2 protein-coding genes are annotated in these 1,370 nt (G+C 27.4%); one reads left to right on the top strand and one right to left on the bottom strand.

The window, feature by feature from the left end; all coding sequences use genetic code 11:
* The first annotated feature begins 85 nt into the window (after positions 1 to 85).
* On the top strand, positions 86 to 514 hold the full coding sequence (locus L21TH_RS02560; RefSeq protein ID WP_006308350.1) for a hypothetical protein: 429 nt from the start codon (positions 86 to 88) through the stop codon (positions 512 to 514).
* A gap of 73 nt (positions 515 to 587) precedes the next feature.
* Here the strand turns inward: L21TH_RS02560 and L21TH_RS02555 are convergent, their stop codons facing one another.
* Positions 588 to 1,163 carry a hypothetical protein gene (locus L21TH_RS02555; protein ID WP_006308349.1) on the bottom strand — a complete coding sequence of 192 codons (576 nt, stop codon included), beginning with the start codon at positions 1,161 to 1,163 and terminating at the stop codon, positions 588 to 590.
* Between the last annotated feature and the right edge of the window lie 207 nt (positions 1,164 to 1,370).

Below are 1,370 nucleotides of genomic sequence, written 5' to 3'. Positions count from 1 at the left end.
ATTGTTCTTATATAGTGTAAGACGAAACAAGTTGGCCAACAGGGAGAGTCTTACTAAATAATATGATAAAAAGGAGAGGATATTTATGGCGGAAGTAATTAAGATTACAGACAGAAGAATGGAAGAAACTATTCATGATGCTGAAAGCATTGAAGAGTTAAGGTTTAAAGTAAATGAACGACAAGAGGATAATGACGCAAATGTTATATATGAATTATCTAGTGTTTTAACATTATCAACACCACTAATTAATGGATTACTTACTGTAGTGGGGGTATTTAAAGCATTAGACCAACAAAAAATAGCTTCTGATTTAGAGGATGAAGAAGATTTGTATACTTCGATATTAGGTTCTATGGCTGTAGGTGACTATGACTTAGTAAAATTAGAACAAGAATATTGCTATGTTGAAATCTATACAGAAGATGGTGGTTTAGTTTACGAAGGATGGATAAAAGATGAATTACCTTCAATTTTAGCTATTCATTCAAGTTCAGGATGGAAGCAAAATTAAAAAATTTTAAATAAAAAGTCTATGAAAAGAGTGCCCTCTATCTAAATAGGATACTCTTTTCATGTTAAGTTCTTTATTTTAAATAGTTAGATTTCAAAAATGTTACCAATTCATTATGTTCATGTTTGTTGGATTTAAAGTTTTTCAGCTTATAAATTTGAGTTGTAATATTCCGTTTCCTACTAGGATTTAACAAAAAATCTTTTGTAGATTTTTTGTTTGTAAATGCAACAACTTTAATATAATTTTTATTTATTGTTTCTACGACTAGTTTTTCACCAGTATGATAATTATTAAATTCAATGCGATATATTGGATAGTTATAATTGTAATTTGCAACACGATTATCTACAACAACCTCTAATTCTAGACTCTCTATGTATTTTAGTAAATTAATGATATCACTACTATCATTTAACTCTACGGCTGTTGGCTCTATATCGGGATGCATCTTCAAAACAATAACATAGTCAAATTCTGTGTCTTGGAATTTATCTAGAAATAAATAATCATCTGGGTTAACTATTTGTAGTCTGACCCCTAAACCTTTAAAGAGGAATAAAATCAAAATTAAACAAATAATAATAATTCTAATAGCAATTCTTTTTATTTTATCTAATATTTCAACATTTTTACTCTCTGTATTCATAAATAATTCCACCTAACATCGCATAAAATCACTTACCATATTACCCCTGAAATAGTTAAACTAACCTTTTTTATTATTATCCCTCCTCAACCTACACTTTCTATAATTCAATATTCGATATACCATAAATGGAATTTTATACCTTTGTCTATTATTATATCTTATATATTGTATAATTACCATATTTTATTATGAGTGATATATAAA

The sequence above is a fragment of the Caldisalinibacter kiritimatiensis genome (genome assembly GCF_000387765.1).
Taxonomy (GTDB): domain Bacteria; phylum Bacillota; class Clostridia; order Tissierellales; family Caldisalinibacteraceae; genus Caldisalinibacter; species Caldisalinibacter kiritimatiensis.
Note: the sequence above shows the minus strand (reverse complement) of the source record. Positions and strands in the feature narration are given on the sequence as shown.